Here is a 21,560-nt window from a genome sequence, read left to right on the forward strand (position 1 = left end):
GTTGAACCTGAGAAGACTGCGCGCGGCCGCCGCGGCCGTGCTGCTGGCCGCCACCGGGCCGGCGATCTCCTCCTCGCCGGCCGCGAGCGCCTCCGACAACGGGCTGTCGATCCGGCCCGCGATGGGCTGGAGCAGCTGGAGCTTCGTGCGCCGCTGGCCGGACGAGGCCAAGATGAAGGCCCAGACCGACGCCATGGTCAGCAGCGGCCTGCCCGCCAAGGGCTACGTCTACATCAACCTGGACGACTTCTACCAGAAGTGCGACGCCAACGGCTTCATGGTCGACGGCTTCGGCCGCTGGCAGGTCGACGCCGCCAAGTTCCCCTCCGGGATCAAGGCGCTGGCCGACTACGTGCACTCCAAGGGGCTGAAGTTCGGCTTCTACGTCACGCCGGGCATCGCCAAGAACGCCGTCACGCGCAACACCCCCGTCGAGGGTACGAGCTACCGCGCCGCCGACATCGCCGACACCGCGGCGAGCATGCACAAGAACTACAACTGCAAGAACATGTACCGGCTGAAGTGGTCGCATCCGGGCGCGCAGGCGTTCGTCAACTCCTGGGCCAACCAGATGGCCTCCTGGGGCGTGGACTACCTCAAGATCGACGGCGTGGACGCCACGACGATCGCCGACGTCGAGGGGTGGGACAGGGCGCTGCGGCAGACCGGCAGGCCGATCAACTTCGCGCTGTCCAACAACCTGCCCATCGCCCAGGCCACCACCTGGAAGCGGCTCGCCAACAGCTGGCGTACGCAGGGTGACGTCGAGTGCTACTGCGGCCCCGGCCCGAACGGCTCCGGCTACCCGCTCACCACCTGGGCCAAGATCACCAGCCGCTTCGCCTCCGCCGCCGCGTGGCAGCCGTACGCCGCGCCCGGCGGCTGGAACGACCTGGACTCGCTGCAGATCGGCAACGGCGACCAGATGGGCATCAACGCCGACCAGCGGCGCTCCCACCTGACGCTGTGGGCGATGGCCGCCTCGCCGCTGCTGCTCGGCAGCGACCTGACCGCGCTCACCCCGACCGACCTGGCCATGCTCACCAACGAGCGGCTCATCGCGGTCAACCAGGACGGCGTCGCCGCCGACCGCATTGTGAACAGCGGCGTCAACCAGGTCTGGCGTAAACGGGAGTCGAACGGCGACTACATCGTGGCCCTGTTCAACACCGGAACGTCGGGCAACTCCACGGTCAGCGTGAACTGGTCGCAGGTCGGCTTCTCCGGCGCCGCCGAGGTGACGAACCTGTGGTCCGGCGCCGCGGAGGGCACCGTCGCCTCCTCCTACAGCGCCACCCTGCGGCCCGGCGAGACCCGCCTGATCAGGGCCAGGCCCACCTCGGGCACCGTCGCCCGGCTGGAGGCCGAGCAGGCCGTGATCACGCAGGGCCTGGTGGAGTCCAACCACGCCGGCTACTCCGGCACCGGCTTCGTCAACTTCGACAACGTCACCGGCAGCGGCATCGAGTTCACCGCCACGGCCGCCCGCGCCGGCACCGCGACGCTGACCCTGCGCTTCGCCAACGGCACCGCCGTCAACCGCCCGATGAGCGTCTCGGTGAACGGCGGCGCCCCCGTCACCCGCGACTTCCCCGGCACCGGCGCCTGGTCCACCTGGGTCAACGCGCCCATCACCGCCGAACTCAACGCCGGAGCCAACACGATCAAGCTGGTCGCCACCACCGCCAACGGCGGCCCGAACCTCGACTACCTGGACGTGCCCGCCCCGGCGGCGCCGACCACGGAGTACCAGGCGGAGAACGCCGTCATCTCGCAGGGCGCGGTCGAGTCCAACCACGCCGGCTTCACCGGGACCGGCTTCGTCAACCTCGACAACCTCGCCGGCTCCTACGTGGACTTCACCGTGAACGCCGCGGCCGCGGGGCCGGCGACGCTCACGATCCGCTTCGCCAACGGGACCACCGCCGGCAGGCCGATGGACGTCCTCGTCAACGGCGTCGTCGCCGCCGACGAGAAGCCCTTCGACCCGACCGGCGCGTGGACCACCTGGGTGGAGACGACGGTGACGGCCGACCTTCAGGCGGGGGCCAACACCGTCCGCCTGCTGTCCACCACCGCCAACGGCGGGCCGAACCTGGACCGGATCACACTCGGCTGACCGGTGCGTGGGCGGCCCGCCGTTCCAGCAGGACCGCCCACGCCAGCACGACCAGCGCGAGCACCATCAGGACCGCGGCCACCCACACCGGGGCGCGGAAGCCGAACCCGGCGTCGAGGGCCAGCCCCCCGAGGCCGGGACCGGCGGCGGCGCCCACGTTGAACGCGGCCGTGGCGAACGCGCCCGCCAGCGTGGGCGCGCCGGCGGCGAGCTGGTAGGCGCGCGAGGTCAGCGCCGGGGCCAGCCCGAAGGCCAGCATCCCCTGCACGAAGACCAGCACGATCAGCACCACCTGGTTGCCGCCGGCCAGCGCGAGCACCGCCCAGCCGGCGGTGAGGCCGCTCATGCCGTAGCCGAGCACGCGCATGGGGTGCGCGTCGCCGAGCCGCCCGCCGAGCGTGATGCCCAGGAACGAGCCCGCCCCGAACAGCACGAGCATCGCGGGCACCCACCCCTCGCCGAACCCGGCCACCTCGGTGACCAGCGGCGCGAGGAAGGTGAAGGCGCAGAAGGTGGCGCCCTGGATCAGCGCGTTGAGCAGGTAGGTGACCGCCACCCGCCGGTCGGCGAGCGCCCGCAGCTCGGCGCGCACACCGGTCCGCGCCCCACTGCCGGCGTTCTCCGCACGCGAGAGCGCCGCGTTCTCCTCGCTGGGGTCCGGCGCGTTCGTCTCGCGCGAGGCGGGCGTACGGCCGGCCGTACCGGAGGGCAGGGCGCGCAGGATGGCCACCGCGGACAGGGCCGACAGGACGGCCACCGCCCAGAAGGCCGAGCGCCACCCCCAGAGCTGCCCGAGCAGCGCACCGGCGGGCACGCCCGCGACGCAGGCGACGGTCACGCCGCCCACGACGATGGCCAGCGCCCGCGCCCTGGCCTGGACCGGCACCATGGCGACCGCGGCGGCGGCCGCCACGGCCCAGAACCCGGCGTTGGCCAGCGCGGAGACGACGCGGGCGGCGAGCAGCACCGCGTAGTCGGGGGTGAGGGCCGACACCACGTGGGCGGCGGCGAAGACGGCCAGGAACAGCACCAGCGAGCGCCGCCGCGGCCAGTGCAGGGTGGCGGCGGCCAGGACGGGTGCGCCGACCACCATGCCGATGGCGAAGGCCGAGGTCAGCAGACCGGCCTGGGACAGGGACACGCCGAGGTCGGCGGAGATGTCGGGCAGCAGGCCGGAGAGCATGAACTCCGACGTGCCCTGGGCGAACACGGCAAGGCCGAGGATGAAGACCGCCACAGGCATGGCAGTGAGACTCCCGAGTGAGAGACGGACGAAGGACCTGAACGGCGGTCCCGGTCACGCCACAGCGGCATGCCGTGCGGGCATGCGGAGGCCGACCACCGGAGCGCCGGTGGTCAGCGTCTGTCAGACTCGGGGCTGGACATAGTCACGGGACCTTAGTCGGTGACGTCCGGGAACGCAAGAAAACGGGTGTGGACGCGGCGGGCGCCGGGGGAGTGCCCGGCACTGTCGCTGTAGCGCATGACGAGCGCCACGTACTCCTCGAAGAACTCCGCGAGCTGCGTCAACGTGACCGTGATGGTGCCGCGGGAGTAGGGGAAGGCGTCACCCCAGCCGCCCGGCTCCGACGAGGCCAGAGCGCGGCGGAACGCGGCGATGTCCTCACTGTAGGCGCGCGCGTTCATCTCGTCCATGACCGCGCGGGTCTGCTCGTCCTGCTCGCTGCGCAGCGGGAAGCGCAGGTCGGCGGCGACGTGGCGCCACCAGCGCTCGCGCCCGCGCGCCTTCTCCGGCACCTCCTCGACGAAGCCGTGCTTGGCCAGTTCGCGCAGGTGGTAGCTGGTGGCGCCGGTGTTGAGGTCGAGGTCGCGGGCGAGGTCGGCGGAGGTGGCCGGGCCATGGGCGCTGAGGTGGTCCAGGATGCGCTGGCGGCGCGGGTGGGCGAGCGTGCGCAGCGCTTCGAGGTCGGTCAGGGTGCGTACCTCGTGATCGGCCATGGACGTCAACCTACCGGATCTCTGTGCATGATCTCCCGTCCTCATCTGCGTTTTCGCTTCGCGCTGTGCACAATCAGGCTTGCACAATTCATTGTGCACAAGTCATTGTGTAACTATGCACACGCTTGAGAGAACCGGCGTCGCGCCGGTCCGCGCACCCCGGCGCACGCTCGCCGGAGTGGTCGCCCTGGTAGCCGTCGTGGCCGTGGCCGGCGCGGCCTGGCTGTTCGAACGCCCGCCCGCGCCCGCCGGGCCCGGCGCTCCGGCGGGGGAGTTCAGCGCCGCCCGCGCCTGGCCGCACCTGGAGAAGATCGCCACCGGCCCGCCCACCCCGATCGGCTCGCCCGGCGGCGACCGCGTCCGCGACTACCTGCTCGCCCAGCTCACCGCGCTCGGCCTGAAACCCGAGGTGCAGACCGGGGTGGGAGCCCGCACGTTCGGCTCGGAGATCACCTCGGGACTGGCCGAGAACGTCGTGGCGACCATCCCCGGCCGCGACCCCACCGGCCGGGTCGTGCTCGCCGCCCACTACGACTCCACCACCACGACCCCCGGCACCAGCGACGACAAAGCCTCCGTCGCCGCGATCCTGGAGATCGTCCGCGCGCTGAAGTCCGCCGGCGGGCAGCCGCGCAACGACCTGGTCATCCTGCTCAGCGACGGCGAGGAACCCGGCCTGATCGGCGCCGAGTCCTTCGCCGCCCACCACCCGCTCGCCAAGGACGGCGGCGTGGTGGTCAACCTGGAGGGTCCCGGCAACGGCGCGCCCTCCGCCGTCTACAACGTCACCCCCGGCGGCACCGGCCTCGTGCGCGCCTTCGCCGCCACGCCGCACCCGGTGGGGGAGTCGGCCCTCATCGGCGTCTACCGGCAGTCCGGCTTCCACTCCGACCTCACCACGCTGGAGGAACACGGCTTCGTCGGCCTCGACCTCGGGACCGCCGGTGGGCGCGCCTACTACCACCACCCGCGCGACACGGTCGAGAACTTCGACCCGGCCGTCCTGCAGATGCACGGCGACAACGCCCTGGCCCTGACCCGCGCCGTGCTGGCCGCCGACCTGCCCGCTCTCCGCGTGCCCGCCGAGGCGCCCTTCTTCTCCGCCTTCGGCGTCGTCTTCGCCTACCCGGGCGAACTCGTCGTGCCGCTGGCGGTCCTGGGGGTGCTGGCCGTGCTCGGGCTCGCCACCCTGTCCCGGGTACGGCGGGCCGCCACCCTGCCCAGGATGGGCCTGGCGACGCTGGCCGGAGCGGTGCCCATGGCCCTGGCCTACCTTGTGGGCGAGAACGTGTGGCCGCTGCTGGCCGCGATCCAGCCGGGGTATGCGGGGATGGTGTTCGGCGAGCCGTACCGGCCTGACCTGTACCGGCTGGCGCTGATCGCGATCGCCGTGGCCCTGGTGTGGGGCTGGTTCGCGTTGCTGCGGCGGTGGCTCGGCGCGACGGCGCTCATCGTGGGCGCGCTGGCGTGGCCGGCGCTCGTGGGAGCCGCCCTGGCCGGGGTGATGCCCGGCATGTCGTACTACGGCGCCATCCCCGCACTGGCCGGCGCCCTGGCCACGATCGCCACCCTCCTGATGACCTCACCCCACCAGCCCGCCCACGCGGACGCCGACTCGGGACCGGCCCGCTCAGAGCCCGCCCCAGGACCGGTCCGCTCAGACGCCGCTCGGGGGCCGGGACGCTCAGCCACCATCTCGGCTTTGGGGGCGGGGCGGTCGCGCGCCGTTCTGGTCGTGCGGGTGGTGGGCGCGGCCGTGGGCGTCGTGTTGCTGACCACCGGGGCGCGCACGTTCGCCGCCTTCGGGCTCGCGCTGGCCTCGGTGGCGATGGTCCTGCTGGTCCTGGCCGCCTTCTGCGCGCTGCCGCTGCTGGCCGCAGCCACACCGCAGACCGCAGCCACCCCGGAGACACGTGGCCCGCGGGGGCGGCTACGTGTGGCCGCGGGCCCGCTGACCACCGCCGCGCTGGCGCTCGTGCTCCTCGGCGGCGGCCTGATCCACGACCGCTTCGACGAACGCCACCCGCAGGCCGCCCACCTGGCCTACGTCCTCGACACCGCCACCGGCCAGGCGAACTGGATCACCGCAGACGACCGCCCGCACTCCTGGGCCGCCGCCCTCACCCCCCGGCCGCCCGGCGAGTGGAAGGTGCCCCTGCCGTACGGCATGCGCCCCGCCCACGCCGGCCCGGCCGAGCCCGCCAAGCTGCCCGCCCCCGAGGTACGCGTGCTGAGCCGCCGCCAGGAGGGCGCCGTCACCGTCACCCGGGTCCGCGTCCGCTCGCTGCGCGCGGCGTACCAGATCACCCTGCACGCCGACCGGCCCGCCACCGAAGGAGTCATCCAGGTGGCGGGGCGGCCGGGCGTGCCGTTCCCCGAACAGGAGAGCCCGCCGCGGCCGGGGGCGGCGTGGCCGTTCGAGGCGCAGTTCTTCGCCCCGCCCGCGGGCGGCGTGGAGTTCGAGCTGCGCACCAGGGGCGCGCCCCGGCTCGTGGCCAGTGACCTCACCATCGGCCTCGACGGCCTGGCCGGCTACCGGCCGAGGCCCGCCGGCGTGGACCTCAGCTCCTCGACCGGCGGCCTGCCCACCGACTCGGTCACCGTCGTGGGAAGCATCCAGGCCCCCTGACGGTTGCCAGTGATCGTGGACATCACTGACGTCATGGTCATCGGCGCTGGACAGGCGGGCCTGTCCAGCGCCTACTTCCTGCGCCGCTTCGGCCTGGACACCGTGGTGCTCGACGCGGAGGAGGGGCCCGGCGGCGCGTGGCGGCACCGCTCGCCGTCGCTGACCATGGACAAGATCCACAGCATCTTCGACCTGCCGGGCGTCCGCCAGGAGGACCACCAGGACGGCGCCGCACCGGCTCGCGAGGCGGTCCCCGCCTACTACGGCGCCTACGAGCGGGCGATCGGCCTGGACGTGCTGCGCCCGGTCCGGGTGGCCGCGGTCGAGCGCGGCCCCGGCGAGCGGCTGCTGGTGTCCACCTCGCGCGGCGACTGGTCCGCGCGGGCCGTGGTGAACGCCACCGGCACCTGGACCCGCCCCCACTGGCCCTACTACCCCGGCGGCGCCGGCTTCCTCGGCCGCCAGATCCACTACGCCGCCTACCGGGGGCCGGCGGAGTTCGCCGGGCAGCGGGTGGCGGTCGTGGGCGGCGGCGCCTCCGCCATGCACGTGCTGTCGGAACTGGCCGGCGTGGCCTCGGGAACGCTCTGGACGACCAGGCGCGAGCCCGTCTGGCGCGACGACGAGTTCGGCGAGGTGGAACGGCGGGACGCGGTCGCCCTGGTCGAGCAGCGGGTACGGCAGGGCCTGCCGCCGCAGAGCGTGGTCAGCGTCACCGGGCTCGGCTCCACCCCGGTGATCAGGGCGGCCCGTGAGAAGGGCGTGCTGAACCGGTTGCCGATGTTCTCCAGGATCACCCCCGACGGGCTCACCTGGCCCGACGGGCGGCACGAGCGTGTGGACGCCATCGTCTGGGCCACCGGCTTCCGCTCCGCCCTCGACCATTTGGCGCCGCTGAAGCTGCGCGAACCCGGCGGCGGCATCAAGGTGGACGGCACCCAGGCCGTCAGGGAGCCCCGCCTTCAGCTCGTCGGCTACGGCCCCTCGGCCAGCACCATCGGCGCCAACCGGGCCGGCCGCGCCGCCGCCCTCAACGTCCGCCGCCTCCTGGCCGACCGGACCCTTCTTTCCGCGTAGTCTCCCGGCTTCGCACCTGGTCTCCCGGTTGCGCACCTGGTCTCTAGGCTGCGCACCTGGTCTCTAGAGGGCGCGCCTAGTCTCCCGGCTTCGCGCCCGGTTCTTCGGTTGCGCCCAGTTTCCCGGCTTACTGCCTAGTCTTCCCGCTTTGCGCTCAGTTTTCCGCGAGTCGTTGACCGGAACTCCGACCCCTGGCTTGGATGGGTGTCAGACACCCGATGTCTGCCCCGCTGCGGTAAGGAGTCCGTCGTGCGCCCTGTCCTCGTTGCCCTTCTGTTAGCCGTCGCGCTGGCCGTACCGGTCCAGCCGGCTTCGGCGCAAAAGGTCGGAGCTGCCTTCAACCACCCCGGCGTCCTCGTCAGCCGGGCCCAGCTCGACCACGTCAAGGCCAACCTGGGCGCGGAGCCCTGGAAGTCGGCGTGGACGGCGCTGCGCGCGAGCTCGTTCGCCTCGCTGTCCTACACCGCCAAGCCGCGCGCCAACGTCGAGTGCGGGCCGTCCTCCAACCCCAACCACGGCTGCTCGGACGAGCGCAACGACGCGATGGCCGCCTACACGCACGCGCTGCAGTGGTACCTGACCCGCGACGACCGCCACGCCAAGAAGGCGATCCAGACCATGGACGCCTGGTCGGCCGTGATCACCGAGCACACGGGGCACAACGCCCGGCTGCAGACCGGCTGGGCAGGCGCCTCGTTCTCCCGCGCCGCCGAGCTCATGAAGCACACCTACACCGGCTGGACCAACGCCGGCCGCTTCGCCACCAAACTGCGCACCGTCTACCTGCCGACCGTCCTGCCGGGCAGCCCCAACACCAACGGCAACTGGGAACTGATCATGATGGACGCGGCGATCGGCATCGCCGTCCACCTCGACGACCAGGCCTCCTTCGACCGCGCGGTCAGGACCTGGCGCGGCCGCCTGGCCGCCTACGTCTACCTGACCACCGACGGCTCCCTGCCCAAGCAGGCCCCGGGCAGCAGGTACGACACCCGTGACGAGCTGATCGACTACTGGCACGGCCAGACCACGTTCGTCAACGGCCTGGCCCAGGAGACCTGCCGCGACTTCGGCCACACGGGCTGGGGGATCGCCGCCGCCGTACACGTGGCGGAGACCGCCCGCCACCAGGGCCTCGACCTCTACGCCGAGGGCAAGGACCGGCTGCGGCACGCGATGGGCTTCCACGCCGGGCTGCAACTGGGCGAGCCGGTGCCGTCCTGGCTGTGCGGCGGCTCGGTGAAGCTGGGCCTCGGGCCGACCTTCGAGGTGGGCTTCAACGCGCTGCGCAACCGGATGGGCATCGGCATGTCCCGTACGCAGCGGCTCGTCGAGCAGGGCCGCCCGGCCGGGGTGAGCCACTTCCTGGGCTGGGAGACGCTCACCCACGCCAACAACCCGGCCTAGTGGTAGGCGTGGACGACGGCGTGTCCCTTGCCCCTGCCGATCAGCCACTTGTTGACCGGCGTGGTCACCACGAAGGCGACCAGGAAGGCGAAGGCCAGCGCGCCCCAGAACAGTCCTGAGGCCAGCCCGGCGTCCATGGCGCCGGGCACGACCACCATGACACCGTTGTCCACGATCTCCATGACCAGGATCGAGACGGTGTCGGCGGCCAGGGCGACCTTCAGCGCCTGCTTGAAGCCCACACCGGCCCTGAGCACGCCGACCATGGTCAGCGCGTAGCCGAACACGAACGCCAGGCCGACGGCCAGGGCGATGGTGGCCACGTTGCTCCAGCCCAGCGCGGTACCGATCACCATGCCCAGCACCTCGCCGATGGCGCACCCGGTAAGACAGTGCAACGTGGCCACCGCCGCCATCTTCCACGTCGTAGCCCCATGAGCCCCGTGCCCACCGTGGGCACCATGGCCACTGTCCGCGCCATGTCCATCGTGACCGCCGTGTCCACCATGACTGCCGTGGCCGCTGTGCACGCCATGTCCATCGTGACCGTCGTGGCTGCTGTGCGTGCCAGTGGCAGCCTGGTCGGCGCTGTGGCCGTCGTGCGCACTGTATGCAGTGTGCGCACTGGACGCACTGTGGGCGTCGGGCGTGCTGTGGCCGTCGTGCTGTTCGTGCGCCGCGTGGTCACCGTGGCCGGGGTGGCCGTGGTGTTCGTGGTGCGTGGACATGGGTGAAGCTCCGTTCGTCGATCTGCGCGGTCACGGTATACCCCGGTGGGGTAAGTGGGCAAATGTGGCGCGGCGACTACTATAGGAAGTAGTAAAAACTGTCGCGTCGGCGGGGCGGCACTCACGCAGCGTGATGTAACGTGCACGCCATGTCCTGGAGGCCGTTCGTGGCGCTCATGGCCGTGCTCGCCCTCCTGTGCATGGCCGGACCGCACGCGCACGCCGACACCCCGCGGCCCGCCGGGGCGTCCGCCTGCGACACCGGCACGCACCCCCACGAGCACGAGGCGTCCTGCGACGCCCCCGCCGCGCAGCCTCCCGCCGTCGACGCGCCCGCCCCCGGCCAGCAGGGGCGCGCCGCCGCCTGCCCGCTCGCCGCCGCCACGCCGCCCCAGGCCCAGCCGTCCGTACGGCCCGCCGCCCTGCTCGCCCTCCTGTGCGTGAGCCGAATGTAGAAGCGCTTCGGCGCCCCACATCCGCGAGGCGGATCGGGAAGCGCCCCGGCGCCCCCTCAACCGTGAGCTCGGTGGTAAGCGCCCCGGCGCCCCCGCATCCGTGAGCCCGGTGGTAAGCGCCGCGGCATCCCCGCATCCGTGAGCCCGATGGGGATGCGCCCCGGCGTCCCTCGTTCGTGAGCTGGATCTGGGAGCGTCCCGGCGCTCCTTTTCCGTGAGCGCGATGGGAAGGCGCTCCGGCGCGCCTCATCTGTGAGCCGGGTGTGGAAGCGCCTCTGGTGCACCTCATTCGTACCTCAGCACAGGAGAAACACGTGGATATATCAGGACTCGTCGGCAACACCCCGGTGTTGTGGGTGCCCGAGCTCTGGACAGGCGGCGAGCGCGGCTTCTGGGCCAAGCTTGAGGGCTGCAACCCCGGCGGCATCAAGGACCGTCCCGCCCTGCACATGGTGGCCGAGGCCCGCAGGCGCGGCACCCTGCGGCCCGGCGCCCCGATCATCGAGTCGACCAGCGGCACGCTCGGCCTCGGGCTGGCACTGGCCGGGGTCGTCCACGGCCATCCCGTCACGCTCGTGGCCGACCCCGGCATGGAGCCGCTCATGCGCCGCCTGCTACTCGCCTACGGGGCGCGGGTGGAGGTCGTGGCCGAGCCGTACCCGGAAGGCGGCTGGCAGGCCGCGCGGCGCGCCCGCGTCAGGGAGCTCATGGCGGCGGAGCCCGACTCCTACTGTCCCGACCAGTACGCCAACCCCGACAACGCCGCCGCCTACGCCGGGCTCGCCGCCGAGCTCACCGTCCAGCTCGGCCGCGTCGACGTGCTCGTGTGCAGCGTCGGCACCGGCGGGCACAGCGCGGGCATCCACCGGGTGCTGCGCGCACACAACCCGGACCTGCGCCTGGTCGGCGTGGACACCGTCGGCTCGACCATCTTCGGCCAGCCCGCCCGGCCGCGCCTGATGCGTGGCCTGGGCAGCAGCATCCACCCCGCCAACGTCGCCTACGACGCCTTCCGCGAGGTCCACTGGGTGGCGCCCGCCGAGGCCGTCTGGGCCTGCCGCCGCCTGGCCGCCGCCCGCTACGCCACCGGCGGGTGGAGCGTCGGCGCGGTCGCGCTGGTCGCCTCGTGGCTGGCCAGACGCGAGCCGCCGGGCACCCGCATCGCCGCCGTCTTCCCCGACGGCCCCGAACGTTACTTCGACACGGTGTACGGCGACGCCTACTGCGCCGAACACGGCCTGCTCGACGGCAAACCCGAGCCGGAACCCGACGAGCTACCCCACCCGGCCGCCGCCGAGGCCAACCGCTGGACCCGCTGCACCGCCGTCACCCGCCCATCGGGAGCCCGCCCATGAGGCCCGGCCAGGGTCCCGCCGTGGTGCCGAGCACGGGCCCAGCCGTGAAGACGATCGGGAGCCCGATCGTGAGGCCCGGCGGCGGCTGGTCGCGGCGCTGGGCGGGAGACGAGTCGCGGTGTCGGGTGGGTGAAGAGTCGTGAGGCGGGGTGGGGGCTCTGGGTTGATGGCTGGGCGGGTGTCCGGTCACAGCAGGCCGATTCGGTTGCTCATGGTCAACCAGCTCACCATCAACGTCGGCTTCTACATGCTCATGCCGTACCTGGCCGCCCACCTCACCGGCGACCTGGGGCTGGCGGTGTGGGTGGCGGCGCTGGTGCTCGGGGTGCGGAACCTGTGTCAGCAGGGACTGTTCCTGGTCGGCGGCGGTCTGGCCGACCGGCTCGGCTACAAGCCGATGATCCTCACCGGCCTCCTGCTGCGCACCGCGGGGTTCGCGATGCTCGGACTGGTCGAGGCGGTGCCCGCGCTCCTGGCCGCCTCCGCGCTGACGGGCCTCGCCGGGGCGTTCTTCAACCCGGCCGCCCGCGCCTACCTGGCTCAGGAGGCGGGGGAGCGAAAGGTGGAGGCGTTCGCGCTGTTCAACGTCTTCTATCAGGCCGGAATCCTGGCCGGCCCGCCGCTCGGGCTGCTGCTCAACGGCGTCGCCTTCCGGCTGACCTGCCTGATCGCGGCGGCGCTGTTCGCGGTGCTCGCGCTCGCCCAGGCCAGGGCGTTGCCGCCGCGCCGGGGCAGCCGGGCCGGTGTACCGATGGCGGCCGACTGGCGGGCCGCGTTCGGCGACCGGGGGTTCCGCCGGTTCGCGCTGGTCATGACCGGTTCCTACGTGCTGGGATTCCAGGTCTACCTGAGCCTGCCGCTGGCCGTACCGGGACAGGCGGTGTGGATCTTCGTGGTGTCCGGGGCCATGGCCGTGCTCGGCCAGGTGAAGGTGACGGCCTGGGCGGCGGCGCGCTGGACGCCCGGGCAGGCGATCACCCGCGGGCTGGCGCTGATGGGCCTGGCCTTCGCCCCGCCCGGCCTCATGGCGGCCGGGCTGCCCGCGACCGTGGCGGTGCTGGCCGCCACCGTCCTGCTCACGGCCGGGAGCATGATCGTCTACCCGTTCGAGATGGCCGTCGTCGCGGGCTTCGGCGGTGAGCGGATCGGCACCTACTACGGCCTCTACAGCACCGTCTCCGGTATCGGCGTCGCGGCGGGGAACGTGCTGGTCGGGGCCGCGCTGGAGGCGGGTCTGGCCTGGTGGGGGCTGGTGACGGCGGGACTGGGGTGCGCGGCGGGGGTTCACCTGCTCTGCCGATCCCGTCACGGCTTCTCGACGGAGCGTGTTGTACCGCCCGCCAATACGGGCTAGTGTCCGGGATACTGGATCTTTTGCCCAGGGGGTTCCGCGATGCAGGTTCCGGGCTACACGGAGATTCGGGAGCTCGGACACGGCGGCACAGGTCAGGTCATGCTGGCCGTCCGGACGTCGGACGGCTTACCCGTGGCGATCAAGCACCTGTCGCCCCGGCTGCGCGAGGACAAGGAGCTCGTCGCCAGGTTCCGCGACGAGGCCAGGGTCATCGCCGAACTCGACAGCCCGCACACCGTCCGGCTCCACGAATACGTCGAGGGCGAAGACGACGCCGCGATCGTCATGGAGCTGGTGGACGGCATCACCCTGCGCCGCCTGCTCACCCACGAGGGCGCCACCGGCGCGGAGGCGGCGCTGGCCGTGCTCAAGGGCGCCCTCACCGGCCTGGCCGCGGCGCACGGGCGCGGCGTGGTCCACCGCGACTTCAAGCCGGAGAACGTCATCGTGACCGCCGACGGCGGCAGCAAGCTCGTCGACTTCGGCCTGGCCGCCCGGTTCGGCGAGGCGGGCACGTACGTGGGCACGCCGTCGTACATGGCGCCCGAGCAGTGGGAGGACGCGCCCGCCGGGCCCGCCACCGACGTCTACGCCGCCAGCGTCGTCTTTTTCGAGTGCCTGACCGGGCACCGCCCCTTCCCCGGCGAGGACCCCGCGGTCCTCGCCTACCAGCACCAGAACGTCCCGCCGCCGCTGGCCAACGTGGACGAGCGCGTCAGGGAGCTGGTCGAGTTCGGCATGGCCAAGGATCCGGCCGAGCGGCCGCCGTCCGCCGCCGCCTTCTTACGCGAGCTGGAGCGGGTGGCGGGCAGGGCGTACGGGAGCGGGTGGGAGCGAAGAGGACGCGCGGGGCTGGGGCTGCTGACCATCCCGCACATCGCGCTGCTGCCGCTGGTGCCCTCGGCCGGGGCCGAGGTGGCGACCGGGTTCGCGCGCAGCACGCTGTCGCCGGTGACCAAGTTCGCCGTCGCCAGCGGGCTGATCGCGGCGACGGCCGCCGCCGTGGTCTCGGTCTTCGTCATGTGGACGGAGGATCCGCCCATCGAGACGGCGCGGGCGTTGCCGCCGGTCAGCTCGGGGCCGCTGTCGCCGCCTGCGACCGGTCTTGAGCGTACGCCGGGACCGTCGACCGGGTCGCCCTCCATGCCTCCGGCCACCACGATCACCGATCCGGGCGAGCATCCGGGCACGGCCGGCGTACCCACCGATCCCGTCACCGTGGCGGGGGAGCCGACGCGGACCCTGGAGCCGACCCGCGAGCCCGGCCGCACTCCCGGCAGGACCGCCGAGCCCACGCGCAGTCACGCCCGCGACGACGACCCGACCCGCGGCCCGGAACCCGCCGAGCCGACCAAGGGCGAGCCGACCAAGGGCGAGCCCACGAAGGGCGAGCCGACCAGGGCGGAACCCACCAAGCCCCCACCCGCCACGCAGCCCCCGCCCTCGAACGGCGAGCCGCCGGGCAAGAAGCCCGAGCCGCTGCTGTCGGTGTCGCTGAAGGTGTCGGTGGACCTGCCCGTGCTCAAGGGCGGCGACCAGTTGCTCGACGCCGATCTCGGCCTCGGCCTGGGCAGCAGCCTGCTGGGCATGGCCGTGCTGCCGGGCTCGGTCCTGCTCGGCCGCCACCTCGCGGCCAGGAAGGCCCGCGAGAACCGCCACCTCACGGCCGGGGAGGCCCGCGAGAACCGGCACTTAACGGTCAGGAAGGCACGCGGGAGCCGCCACCAAGGCGATACCGAATGACCTGATTGCATCTCTAAGCCCACTATCCCCTACTATCTTCGATCGGACAGAGGGCGCCCCCCGGCCTGCGGTTAAGGAACGGTGACCGCCCGTGGGCTCGGTCGAAGGAGAAGCGTGGCGGCTGCGTCACTCGCCGGTGTGCGGCGCGGGCCACTGTGGAGGAAACTCGCGGCGCTGGCGGCGGCGGTAACGCTCGCCGTGGCCCCGGTACCGGCCTCGGCCAAGCCCAAGCCGACGGTGAAGCAGCTCAAGAAGGAGCTCGCCGCCCTCCAGAAGGAGTCCGACAAGCTCATCACCGACTACTACAGCAGCCGCGTGAAGCTCCAGAAGGTCGACAAGACCGAGAAGGCCGCCCGCGAACGCCTCAGCGGCGCCCAGGCCGTCTACGACCGCGAGGCCACCAACCTGCGCCTCATGGGCACCACCCAGTACATGAGCGGCGAGCCCAACCTGGCCAACATGTTCAGCGGCGGCGGCGACCCCGAGTCCCTGCTCAACCGGCTCGCGCTCAACCGGCACCTGGTCGACGTCCAGAACTCCAGGCTGCGGGGCTTCGCCCAGGTACGCGATGAATTCCAGCGCGCCCAGGAGGAGTCGGCGGCCCAGGAGGAGGAGCTGCGCGCGACCGTCGAGGACCTGGAGGACCGCAAGAAGAAGGCCGAGAAGCTGATCGAGAAGATGCGCGACAAGATCGAGCAGCTTCACGACGTGCCCGGCGCCCGCCGCGACGGCACCTTCGTCCCGCAGCTCCCCTCGGGCGAGGACAACATCACCCCGCGCATGCGCCTGGTCAAGCAGCTCGTCCAGGAGCGTTTCGAGGTGCCGTTCGGCATCGGCTGCTACCGCTCGATCAGGGACGGCGGCGAGCACCCCCTCGGCCGCGCCTGCGACTTCATGCTCAGCCGCGGCGGCGCCATGCCCTCAGCCGCCGAGATCGCCCGCGGCAACGAGATCTGCGAGTGGGTCGTCAAGAACGCCAAGCGCCTCGGCATCATGTACGTGATCTACCGCCAGCGCATCTGGCACGTGCGCACCGGCCAGTGGCGCACCATGACCGACCGCGGCGGCACCACCGCCAACCACTACGACCACCCGCACATCTCCGTCTACTAGGGGCGCTCCAGATCAGGGTGTACGGCGAGGGCCGCGCAGGGCGGCGCGCGTACAGTCGTGGTGTGAGCAACCTGGAGCGCGACCCGCAGGAGGTCGTCGGCGCGGCCGGCGGCCCGCAGGAGACGGAGCTGCTGACCGGGCGCGAGGTCCCCCTGGGCGGGCCGCGCGCGATGCGCGTGACCCGCACCCTTCCCCACGTCCACCGCCGCATGATCGGCGCCTGGTGCTTCGTGGACGCCTACGGCCCCGAGGTGGCGGCGATGCGGGTGCCGCCGCACCCGCACACCGGGCTGCAGACCGTGAGCTGGCTGGTCGAGGGGGAGGTGCTGCACCGCGACAGCCTGGGCAGCCTTCAGGCGGTACGGCCGGGCCAGCTCAACCTCATGACCGCCGGGCGCGGCATCTCCCACTCCGAGGAGTCCGCGGAGGGCGGCACGCTGCACGGGGTCCAGCTCTGGGTGGCGCTGCCCGAGGAGCACCGGGGCGTGGAGCCCGCCTTCGAGCACCACGCCGACCTGCCGGTGCTGGAAGGACCTGGCCACCGTTCGCGCGTCCTGATGGGCGGTCCTTCCCCCGCCACGGCCTACACGCCGCTGATCGGCGCGGAGATCGCCGTGGACGGCCGCGCCGAGCTGGCCGTCGAGGCGGGGTTCGAGCACGGGCTGCTGCTGCTCGACGGCTCGATCGGGCAGGTGCCCGCCGGTCCCCTGCTGTACCTGCCGCCCGGCCGGGAGCGGATCGTGCTGGAGGGGCGCGGGCGGGTGCTGCTGATCGGCGGCGAGCCGTTCGCGGAGGAGATCGTCATGTGGTGGAACTTCGTCGGCCGTTCCCATGACGACATCGCCGCCTATCGCAAGGAGTGGATGGAGGGTCAGGGGTTCGGCGCGGTGCGCGGGTTCGACGGCGCGCCGCTGCCCGCCCCCGAGCTGCCGGGCATCCGGCTCAAGCCGCGGGGGCGGACGCGCTGACGTTGGCTACCAGCCGCCGCGGTGGAGCTGCCCGCGTACGGCGCCGCCGGGGAACTCCTTGGTGTGCAGGTTCGTGTACCAGTTCTTCGGGTTCCTGTTGATACGCCGTACCACGTCGGCCTTGGCGCTCGTCGCCCCGGCGGCGCCGGTGATCGAGGCGGGCAGGCCCTTCTTGTCGGCGAAGAAGTCGGCCACGACGGGGCCGTTCACGCCCCTGGCGCCGCGGTGGATGTGGCCGTTGGTGGGCGGACCGATCCTGGACCAGGCGGCCGCGAACCAGACCCGGGTGCCCCTGGCCCACACCAGCCACGCGGCGCGGCCGTCGCGGTCGCCGGCCTTCTGGCCGGGGGCGGGCACCTCCTGCGCGCCGGTGGCCAGCGACGTCAGCGTACGGCCGGAGCCGTAGGCGAGCACGGACTCCAGCGCCACCGGGCGGATGCGCTGAAGCTGGGCGCGCACCGCGCCGCCGCCGAACTCGGCGGTGTGGAGGTTGGCGTACCAGTTCCTCGGGTTGCCGGCGATGCGCCGCAGCAGGCCGCCGTCGTTGACGAACACCGTGCCCTTGACCGCGCTGAGGTTGCCGGGCAGCGCGGCGCCGAAGAACGGGATCTTGACGTCGCCGTTCCTGCCGGCCCTGCCCTGGTGGATGTGGAACGCGGTCGGTGCGGCCACCCGGTTCCAGCGGACGGCGTAGTCGACCCGGCTGCCGTGGACGCGGAAGACGGCGACGGCGCGGCCGTCGCGGTCGCCGACCCTCTGACCGGGCGTGGGAACCTCGTTGGCGCCGGTGAGCGTGGCGGCGAGATAGACCGGAGTGGTGGCCTGCGCGGGGGCGGAGACCAGGGAGGAGGCGGTCAGGGCGGCGGCCACGGCCAGGCCGGAGACGGCGAGCTTCTTCATGACTGATCCCTTTGCTGAGGATGCTGGGTGGTGGCGCCCGGTTGTACGGGGCCCGCACCGCGGGGGTTCAGCCGAGGAAGTGTGTAAAAGGACGGGTTCAGCGTCTGCGCATGTCGAAGCCGCGCATGTGCTCAAACCGCAGCGGGTGCACGCTCGCCTCCGGCGGGTCCCCGGAGCCGGTCCGGCGCAGGTACGCGGCGCCGCAGCGGGCGGCCAGCCGGAAGAACCACCACTTCAGGCGCTCGTCCACGTCGCCGAACGCGCAGTGGGTCAGCGCCGCGGCCAGCAGCGACAGCAGGAGCTGGTGGCGCCAGTCGTCGCGGAAGCCCTGGGGCACGAGCTTCTCGTCGTAGAGGGAACGGACCAGCGGCCCGACGAGGTCGTGCTCACCCCGGCCCCGCGCGATCAGGTCGAACAGCTCCTCCGAAGGCAGCGGGACCTGCCTGGCGATGACCGACAGCACCAGCATCGCCGGATCCCTGGCCAGCGGGGCGGACCTCTCGAACGTGGTCAGGTCGATGAGCCGGAACAGCTCGGCCTGGAGCTCGCCGGTGTCGGAGCGGGGGATCAGGACGTTGCCGTGGTGGAGGTCGCCGTGGGAGAAGCCGCGCAGGTGCTGGACGGGGTCGCGGCCGACGATGTCCCCGGCGGCCATGGCCAGCGGATTGGGCAGCACCTTCGCCGAGCGGTCGCCCCAGAACCAGATCCAGCGCCGCTCCGGCTCCAGCAGCCCGCACTCGCGCGCCCACGCCCGCAGCTTTCCTCCCTCGCCGAACCGCTCGCCCAGCTCGGCGCGCAGGTACTCACCCGAGTCCAGGTCCTTGGCGACCTTGACCGGATACGGGTTCCACTCGCACAGCACGCCCCTGACGACGCGCTGGAACGCCAGGACGATCTCGTGGGGCGAGGTCAGCTCGGCCATCTGCACCATGTCGGTCAGGCTGCCGCCGGCCACTTCCTGGAAGAACACACGCTCGCCGGTGCCGTCCACGCGCGGCGGATGGGGCAGCAGGCCGACCAGGTGCTTCTGCCGGAACCTCATCGCGCTCAGCTCCAGCGCGAGCCGGTGTCTGGCGTACTCGCGCGACAGCGGGCCCGGCGGGCAGACCTTCGCGATCACCTTGCGGGACGGCAGGCGGGTGCTCGGAGGCGGTTCGATGATCAGCGCGGTGAGCCTGCAGTCGGTGTAGCCCTGCCTGGTCCAGGGCGGGGAGTTCGCCGAGATCTCGTAGCCCTCCGGGTCGCCCCACGCCTTGATCGCGACGGCTACGGGGACGCCCAGTTGCGCGGCGATCCCCTGGTCGTAGTCGCGTCCCGCCCGGACCGAGCCGTCCACCGCCGACTCCGTGGCGAGCTGCCTGAACTCCGCGAGCAGCCCGTCGGGGTCGTCGAACAGGTGCGGGCGGCTGCGCAGGAACGCCTGCTCGGCCGAGGACAGGCGCCTGGTCACGATCTCGCCCCGGACGTGCACCACGAGGGTCCGGTTCACCAGCACCACGGCATGACGGGACGTGCGCAGCGCGGCGTGGAGCCGGGCGAGCGACGGCTCCTCGGGCGGCTCCTCGCGCAGGCGGTGGTCCATCTCCTCCAGGCGCTGCTCCTCCGGCACGCTCTCCTCCTCGAAGGAGCGCAGGCCGTGGATGACGCCGTCCTCGGCCAGCATGGCGAAGCCGAAGCCCCGGGCGACCCGCTCGACGGCCTCCTCGACGAGCGCGGCGCCCGCCGGGTCCGCGACCCTGATCCGCAGCTCGGCCAGCTCACCCGCCGGTCGTGTCCCCAGCGCCAGGGCGGTCGCCGCCGGCAGGTCCAGCCGCATGCCGGAGTCGAAGGCCTCCTGGTAGGCGTGCTCGCCCAGAGCCTTGTGGCACTTCTGCACCAGCCTGTCGTGGTCTTCGGTGAGCCACGGGGCGCCCAGCATCGGCAGCCCGGCGCTCTTCCAGTTCTCCTTCAGCGCGCCGAGCAGGCGGACCGAGAGCGCGGGCTGCTCCAGGGCGGCGTGGACGTCGGCGGCGGTCTGCAGCGCGAGCAGGATGCCCAGGGTGTCGTGGAAGGGGCGCTTCAGGCGCAGGGTCGTCCTGACATCGCGCAGCGCCTGCTCGGTCTGGCCCATGGCCAGCCGCGTCATCGCCAGCGTCCAGTGCGCGTAGGACCGGACCGACAGCTCCTGAAGCTCCTCGCAGGTGCCCAGGCAGTCCAGCAGGATCGACTCGGCCTCCTCCAGCGCCCCCTGCTTGGTCAGCACGATTCCGAGCTCGACGACGGCGGGCAGCATGCCCGGGTTCAGCGCCGCGCTGTCGGCGTTGAACTCGATCGCCACCCGCAGCAGCGTGCTGGCCTTGCTCAGGTCGCCCTGGAGCAGCGCGGCGGTGCCCTCCATCTTGGTGGACAGGATGAGCGCCCTGGAGTCGCCGATCATCCGCGCCTCCGCGCCGCACCGGTCGGCCGTCTCCATCGCGCCCATGCTGTCGCCCTGGGCGCTGCGCACGTACGACAGCACCCACATCGCCTTGCACCGCTCCGGGCTCGGCTCGGGGTTGGCGCGTAGCGCGCGTTCCAGGTACTTGCGGCCCTCCGCGGCGAAACCACAGCACACCCACATGAACCAGAGCGACGACAGCAGCCGCAGCGCGAGCGCGCCCTCGCCGGGCGTGTGCAGGGCGTGCTCCAGCGCCACCCGCACGTTGTCGTGTTCCTGGCGCATGCGCTCGAACCAGTACATCTGGCGCGGGCCCGACCAGTCCTGTTCGCTGCGGGTGGCCAGCCCGAGGTAGTACACCAGGTGCCGGTGGCGGATCTCGCGGCTGTCGCCCAGCCGGCGCGCGCCGTACTCGGCGAGGGTCGCGAGCAGCTTGTAGCGGGTGCCGAGGTAGTCGGTCCTGACGAGCAGGACCGACTTGTCCACCAGGGCGTTCACCAGGGACTCGATGCCGCCGGCCGTCTCCTCGCCGCACACGTGGCGGGCGGCCTCGAGGTCGAAGTCGCCCGCGAAGACCGACAGCCGGGCCCACAGCAGGCGCTCGGCGGGCTCGCACAGGTCGTAGCCGCGGGTGAGGGAGTCGTGCAGGCTCGGGCGACCGGCCGGCCCGGTCAGCAGGTCGAAGCGGTCCTTCAGCCCGGCGGCGATGCCGTTCACCGACCGGCTCGTGAGTCGCAGCGCGGCGAGCTCGATCGCCAGCGGGATGCCGTCCAGGCGCGCGCACAGCTCGGCCACCGCGGCGACCGTCAGCTCGTCGAGCTCGAAGCCGGGCTGCACGGCGCGGGCCCGGTCGGCGAACAGCCGCACGGCCTCGTTGTCGGCGCCCGCCGTCTCCATCGGCGCCAGCGGCACCACCCGCTCCTCCGGTACGCCCAGCGGCATCCGGCTGGTCACCAGGGCGCGCAGACCGGGCGCCGTCCGCAGCAGTTCCCCGGCCACCCGCGCGCAGACCGGCGCCACCCGCTCGCAGCCGTCGAGCACGAGCAGCCCGTCGCGCGCGCCGTCCCCCAGCGCCGCGCCGATCGCGGACCGGACCTGATCCGGGCCCGTCACCGCCGACAGATCGGCGAACCAGGCGCCGCGGGCGTGACGCTCACGCCACTCGTGGGCCAGGCGCAGCGCGGTGCGGGTCTTGCCGACGCCGCCGAGGCCCGTGACCGTGACCAGCCGCGCCTCGGCCAGGTGCCGTCTGAGCGTGGCGAGCACGCCGAGCCGCCCGACGAAGGAGGCGTCCTCGCCAGGCAGGTTCCCCGCACATCCGAACGTCATCGTTCTCC

At 72.7% G+C, this 21,560-nt stretch carries 16 protein-coding genes; 11 read left to right on the forward strand and 5 right to left on the reverse strand.

Annotated features, from left to right (window positions below):
* The first annotated feature begins 1 nt into the window (after nucleotide 1).
* Nucleotides 2-2,119: a CBM35 domain-containing protein gene (locus ACIBEJ_RS03645; protein ID WP_397181016.1), complete on the forward strand. Its 2,118-nt coding sequence runs from the start codon at nucleotides 2-4 to the stop codon at nucleotides 2,117-2,119.
* Here ACIBEJ_RS03645 and ACIBEJ_RS03650 read toward each other — a convergent pair.
* On the reverse strand, nucleotides 2,106-3,362 hold the full coding sequence (locus tag ACIBEJ_RS03650) for a Cmx/CmrA family chloramphenicol efflux MFS transporter (protein ID WP_397181017.1): 1,257 nt from the start codon (nucleotides 3,360-3,362) through the stop codon (nucleotides 2,106-2,108). The two genes, ACIBEJ_RS03645 and ACIBEJ_RS03650, sit on opposite strands and share 14 nt — an antisense overlap.
* 155 nt (nucleotides 3,363-3,517) lie before the next feature.
* Nucleotides 3,518-4,078, reverse strand: a complete 561-nt coding sequence (locus ACIBEJ_RS03655; protein WP_397181018.1) for an ArsR/SmtB family transcription factor — start codon at nucleotides 4,076-4,078, stop codon at nucleotides 3,518-3,520.
* A gap of 115 nt (nucleotides 4,079-4,193) precedes the next feature.
* Between ACIBEJ_RS03655 and ACIBEJ_RS03660 the strand changes: the two genes are divergently transcribed.
* From ACIBEJ_RS03660 to ACIBEJ_RS03670, 3 genes are all read left to right on the forward strand, one after another.
* Nucleotides 4,194-6,707 (forward strand): M20/M25/M40 family metallo-hydrolase, encoded by a 2,514-nt coding sequence (locus ACIBEJ_RS03660; protein WP_397181019.1) that lies wholly within the window; start codon nucleotides 4,194-4,196, stop codon nucleotides 6,705-6,707.
* A 15-nt stretch (nucleotides 6,708-6,722) separates the two neighbouring features.
* Nucleotides 6,723-7,784, forward strand: coding sequence for an FAD-dependent oxidoreductase (locus ACIBEJ_RS03665; RefSeq protein ID WP_397181020.1), 1,062 nt, complete (start codon nucleotides 6,723-6,725; stop codon nucleotides 7,782-7,784).
* Between the two features lie 249 nt (nucleotides 7,785-8,033).
* A complete protein-coding gene (locus tag ACIBEJ_RS03670; protein WP_397181021.1) occupies nucleotides 8,034-9,191 on the forward strand; it encodes an alginate lyase family protein in 1,158 nt (385 codons plus the stop codon).
* Here ACIBEJ_RS03670 and ACIBEJ_RS03675 read toward each other — a convergent pair.
* Nucleotides 9,188-9,607 carry a DUF4396 domain-containing protein gene (locus ACIBEJ_RS03675; RefSeq protein ID WP_397181022.1) on the reverse strand — a complete coding sequence of 140 codons (420 nt, stop codon included), beginning with the start codon at nucleotides 9,605-9,607 and terminating at the stop codon, nucleotides 9,188-9,190. The two genes, ACIBEJ_RS03670 and ACIBEJ_RS03675, sit on opposite strands and share 4 nt — an antisense overlap.
* A gap of 63 nt (nucleotides 9,608-9,670) precedes the next feature.
* Between ACIBEJ_RS03675 and ACIBEJ_RS03680 the strand changes: the two genes are divergently transcribed.
* From ACIBEJ_RS03680 to ACIBEJ_RS03710, 7 genes are all read left to right on the forward strand, one after another.
* Nucleotides 9,671-9,925: a hypothetical protein gene (locus ACIBEJ_RS03680; protein WP_397181023.1), complete on the forward strand. Its 255-nt coding sequence runs from the start codon at nucleotides 9,671-9,673 to the stop codon at nucleotides 9,923-9,925.
* A gap of 143 nt (nucleotides 9,926-10,068) precedes the next feature.
* The gene (locus tag ACIBEJ_RS03685; protein WP_397181024.1) at nucleotides 10,069-10,374 is read left to right on the forward strand and encodes a hypothetical protein; all 306 of its coding nucleotides are present in this window, start codon (nucleotides 10,069-10,071) and stop codon (nucleotides 10,372-10,374) included.
* 314 nt (nucleotides 10,375-10,688) lie between these two features.
* The gene (locus tag ACIBEJ_RS03690; RefSeq protein ID WP_397181025.1) at nucleotides 10,689-11,729 is read left to right on the forward strand and encodes a PLP-dependent cysteine synthase family protein; all 1,041 of its coding nucleotides are present in this window, start codon (nucleotides 10,689-10,691) and stop codon (nucleotides 11,727-11,729) included.
* Nucleotides 11,730-11,895: 166 nt separating this feature from the next.
* On the forward strand, nucleotides 11,896-13,083 hold the full coding sequence (locus ACIBEJ_RS03695; RefSeq protein ID WP_397181026.1) for an MFS transporter: 1,188 nt from the start codon (nucleotides 11,896-11,898) through the stop codon (nucleotides 13,081-13,083).
* Nucleotides 13,084-13,122: 39 nt separating this feature from the next.
* Nucleotides 13,123-14,826 (forward strand): protein kinase, encoded by a 1,704-nt coding sequence (locus ACIBEJ_RS03700; RefSeq protein ID WP_397181027.1) that lies wholly within the window; start codon nucleotides 13,123-13,125, stop codon nucleotides 14,824-14,826.
* Nucleotides 14,827-14,940: 114 nt separating this feature from the next.
* Nucleotides 14,941-15,939 carry a coiled-coil domain-containing protein gene (locus ACIBEJ_RS03705; protein ID WP_397181028.1) on the forward strand — a complete coding sequence of 333 codons (999 nt, stop codon included), beginning with the start codon at nucleotides 14,941-14,943 and terminating at the stop codon, nucleotides 15,937-15,939.
* A gap of 62 nt (nucleotides 15,940-16,001) precedes the next feature.
* Entirely contained in the window at nucleotides 16,002-16,907 is a 906-nt protein-coding gene (locus ACIBEJ_RS03710; protein WP_397181029.1) for a pirin family protein, read from the forward strand.
* Between the two features lie 6 nt (nucleotides 16,908-16,913).
* On the opposite strand, the gene ACIBEJ_RS03715 is transcribed toward ACIBEJ_RS03710, so the two are convergent.
* Both ACIBEJ_RS03715 and ACIBEJ_RS03720 read right to left on the reverse strand, forming a co-directional pair.
* Nucleotides 16,914-17,807 carry a CHRD domain-containing protein gene (locus tag ACIBEJ_RS03715; protein ID WP_397181030.1) on the reverse strand — a complete coding sequence of 298 codons (894 nt, stop codon included), beginning with the start codon at nucleotides 17,805-17,807 and terminating at the stop codon, nucleotides 16,914-16,916.
* Between the two features lie 97 nt (nucleotides 17,808-17,904).
* Nucleotides 17,905-21,552, reverse strand: coding sequence for an ATP-binding protein (locus ACIBEJ_RS03720; RefSeq protein WP_397181031.1), 3,648 nt, complete (start codon nucleotides 21,550-21,552; stop codon nucleotides 17,905-17,907).
* Nucleotides 21,553-21,560 lie beyond the last annotated feature (8 nt).

This window comes from Nonomuraea sp. NPDC050790 (assembly GCF_044456745.1).
Classification (GTDB): domain Bacteria; phylum Actinomycetota; class Actinomycetes; order Streptosporangiales; family Streptosporangiaceae; genus Nonomuraea.

Excerpts from the sequence above, each read along its gene's own strand:
- ACIBEJ_RS03680 (WP_397181023.1), top strand. The coding sequence starts at position 9,671 with ATGTCCATCGTGACCGCCGTGTCCACCATGACTGCCGTGGCCGCTGTG.
- ACIBEJ_RS03650 (WP_397181017.1), bottom strand. The coding sequence starts at position 3,362 with ATGCCTGTGGCGGTCTTCATCCTCGGCCTTGCCGTGTTCGCCCAGGGC.
- ACIBEJ_RS03675 (WP_397181022.1), bottom strand. The coding sequence starts at position 9,607 with ATGGCGGCGGTGGCCACGTTGCACTGTCTTACCGGGTGCGCCATCGGC.
- ACIBEJ_RS03695 (WP_397181026.1), top strand. The coding sequence starts at position 11,896 with ATGGCTGGGCGGGTGTCCGGTCACAGCAGGCCGATTCGGTTGCTCATG.
- ACIBEJ_RS03685 (WP_397181024.1), top strand. The coding sequence starts at position 10,069 with ATGTCCTGGAGGCCGTTCGTGGCGCTCATGGCCGTGCTCGCCCTCCTG.
- ACIBEJ_RS03700 (WP_397181027.1), top strand. The coding sequence starts at position 13,123 with ATGCAGGTTCCGGGCTACACGGAGATTCGGGAGCTCGGACACGGCGGC.
- ACIBEJ_RS03715 (WP_397181030.1), bottom strand. The coding sequence starts at position 17,807 with ATGAAGAAGCTCGCCGTCTCCGGCCTGGCCGTGGCCGCCGCCCTGACC.
- ACIBEJ_RS03655 (WP_397181018.1), bottom strand. The coding sequence starts at position 4,078 with ATGGCCGATCACGAGGTACGCACCCTGACCGACCTCGAAGCGCTGCGC.
- ACIBEJ_RS03720 (WP_397181031.1), bottom strand. The coding sequence starts at position 21,552 with ATGACGTTCGGATGTGCGGGGAACCTGCCTGGCGAGGACGCCTCCTTC.
- ACIBEJ_RS03660 (WP_397181019.1), top strand. The coding sequence starts at position 4,194 with ATGCACACGCTTGAGAGAACCGGCGTCGCGCCGGTCCGCGCACCCCGG.